Raw genomic sequence first — 2,768 nt, 5'->3', positions numbered from 1 at the left:
ATATATAAAGATGATGTAGAAGATTTAAAAAGCTTATTAGAAAATCAGGCAAAAGATATTTTCTCTATACGTAAAAAAATATACTCTCTTACTAATTCTAATAGCATAAATACTGAGAAAGAATAATGGCAATTACTAAAATTCATCCTATAAAATCCACTTTAAAAATAGCACTTGATTATATTATGAATAGTGATAAAACAGATGGAAAAATTCTAATTTCCTCCCTAAACTGTAACCCTATAACTGCTCATTTAGAATTTGAACAAACAAAAATAGAATGTAATTCTAAAGCAAAAGTTTTGGCACGACATTTAATTCAATCTTTTTTCCCTGGAGAAACTACTGCTGAAGAGGCTCATCAAATAGGTATAGAACTATGCGATAAAATCTTAAAAGGAAAGTATGAATATGTTCTTACTACCCATATAGATAAGGGGCATATTCACAACCATATACTATTTAATAATGTTTCTTTTGAAACTGGTAAAGCATATCAAAGTAACAAAAAAACTTACCACCAAATTAGAAATCATAGTGATGATTTATGTAGAAAATATAAGCTCTCTGTTATAGATGAAGATTATGTAAAATTTAAAGAAAAGTATAAGACCAATGGTAAATCCTACAAAGAATATATTGAATTTAATAAAGGAAAATCTTGGAAACATAAACTTCAAATTTCTATTGATCATGCTATTAATAAAGCAAATAGCTATGAGAATTTCTTAAAGCTTATGGAAGAATATGGCTATGAAATTAAACTTGGAAAATATCTTTCTTTCAGACATAAAAAACAAGGAGAAAAGGGGCGATTCATTCGTGCGAAGGAAACTACTCTTGGAAAAGATTATACAAAAGATAAAATAAAAGAAAGAATTGAAAATAAGGTAAATGAAAATTACAAAAATAGTGAAGTATATTATGTTAAGAAATCTTATAAGAAATTTGATAATATAATAGGCATAGAAAGCAATGAAAAGGTTAAATCTTCTAAAGGTTATGAAATATGGGCTAGAAAACATAATATGAATACTATGGCGAAGACCTTAAATCAGCTTAGAAAATATGGTCTATCATCTAGTATGGATTTGGAAAATAAACTCCAAGAAGAGGCTGTTAATAGGCAAGAAATCTTAAATAAGATTAAAGATGTTGAAAAAGTTATGAGTGAAATTTACACAGTTATTGAAGACATTAACACTATAAAAATAAATAAGGTTATTTATAAAACCTATAAAGAAAACACAAATGATAAAGATTTTTATAGTGAATATAAGCCTCAAATTATCGCATATGAAAAAGCAATAAATACTTTAGAAAAGTGTCAATATAAAAATCTAAGTATAAAAGAGTTGTCAAAATTATATGATGAATACAAAAATAAAAAAGATATTCTTATGGATGACTACGCCAACGAGAATATATTGATAAATGAATTGACCCAATTAAGAAAGAATACTGATAAGTATATTTATAATGAATTGTATAAGTAAGGGTCTGGTGTATCAGCTTCTCCGGTAGTGTGGGGTCTGTAAATAATTTTGTGAGACTGTGTAAAGTTTTGTGTATCAACCCTCCTGATAGGATGTGGCTGATATTTTTTCAATATAACCCATCATTTTCCCTTAAAAACAACCAATAAAAAAATACAGGAGGCAGACTAAAACCTGCCTCCCTATAATCTTTTACCTTTCTATGCTATTATCCTTTTTCTTCTTTTCATCCACTTTCATATCCCCTTTAGCCTTAAATTCCTTTAATTTCTCTATTGTTGATGCTTTTGCTTTAGTATGCTCTTTAGCTTTTAATAACTTTGCAGAGTATACTTTTAGACTTGTGTATTCCTTATTATCCTTTCCCATACTTTTCTTTTCTTTGCCAAATAGGTGTACAAAATCTCCTTTTTTCAAATTTTTTACTTGATTGATTTTGTCATTATAGGCGTAGCAGCTGATGAATTTTGCATTTCCTTCCTTGTCATTTTCAGCAATAGAAAAGGAGGCTACTTTAAAGTCCCTCCCATCTTTTGATTTTAAATCTTTAATTCTATATCAGTTGCTATATTTCCATCTATATTTAATGTATCCTTCTCTTTATTATCTATATCTTTCATCTCTTTATCTCCTTGTTCTTGATTAGCTTCTAAGTTTTCTTTTAACTCTTCTTCGTCTATATATTCAATAAACTTTTCATCAATAAGACCCATAACTGAATCGTTCATATAATTATCATAGGCATTATTAAGAACATTTTCATTTTCTACTCCTGTTTCAAGAGATATAATACCTTTTACAAATTCTTTATGATTATATTCTGCTAAAAAATCTATTGTATTTTTCATGCTTTCAAAATTTGTATTTTCCATATTTGCTATTGTTTTTATATCACTTGCGTATCTAACAGAATCCCATTCATACTTTCCACTTTCTTTATTAAATTCTACTCCTGTGGCTAAAATAAATTGATTTCCGTCAAATAAGGTCGCTTGATTATCTTTCACATCCAGTACCATAGTGTCTCCAAATTCAGTTTCAATTACATTTCCCTTTTTTATATTCATTTTTATTCCTCCATTTCTATTTTTATCTTTCTTATCTGTTAAATCTTTTATTTCTTCTTCCTTTTCATCACTAATAATAAATTGTTTTATTTCTTCAACTGTTGGATCATCAATTGTAGTCTGAATAAATTCAACTAATTTATCTTCTGAAGTGGCAAAATTTTTAATTCCATATTCAACTATATTGTTAATTATTCTCTGAGTA

2 protein-coding genes and 1 pseudogene are annotated in these 2,768 nt (G+C 27.4%); 1 reads left to right on the top strand and 2 read right to left on the bottom strand.

The annotated features are described in order from the left end of the window. Positions 1 to 125: 125 nt before the first annotated feature. Positions 126 to 1,496 (top strand): relaxase/mobilization nuclease domain-containing protein, encoded by a 1,371-nt coding sequence (locus HMPREF0072_RS09175; RefSeq protein ID WP_004829757.1) that lies wholly within the window; start codon positions 126 to 128, stop codon positions 1,494 to 1,496. Positions 1,497 to 1,688: 192 nt separating this feature from the next. On the opposite strand, the gene HMPREF0072_RS12525 is transcribed toward HMPREF0072_RS09175, so the two are convergent. Further along, entirely contained in the window at positions 1,689 to 1,913 is a 225-nt protein-coding gene (locus HMPREF0072_RS12525) for a hypothetical protein (RefSeq protein WP_004829755.1), read from the bottom strand. A gap of 122 nt (positions 1,914 to 2,035) precedes the next feature. After that, positions 2,036 to 2,768: pseudogene (locus tag HMPREF0072_RS12520) on the bottom strand (single-stranded DNA-binding protein); the annotation flags it as partial.

The sequence above is a fragment of the Anaerococcus lactolyticus ATCC 51172 genome, from assembly GCF_000156575.1.
GTDB classification, from domain to species: Bacteria; Bacillota; Clostridia; order Tissierellales; family Peptoniphilaceae; genus Anaerococcus; species Anaerococcus lactolyticus.
Note: the sequence above shows the minus strand (reverse complement) of the source record. Positions and strands in the feature narration are given on the sequence as shown.

Bases quoted from the DNA above. Each gene is read 5' to 3' on its own strand.
- HMPREF0072_RS09175 (WP_004829757.1), top strand. From the start codon at position 126: ATGGCAATTACTAAAATTCATCCTATAAAATCCACTTTAAAAATAGCA.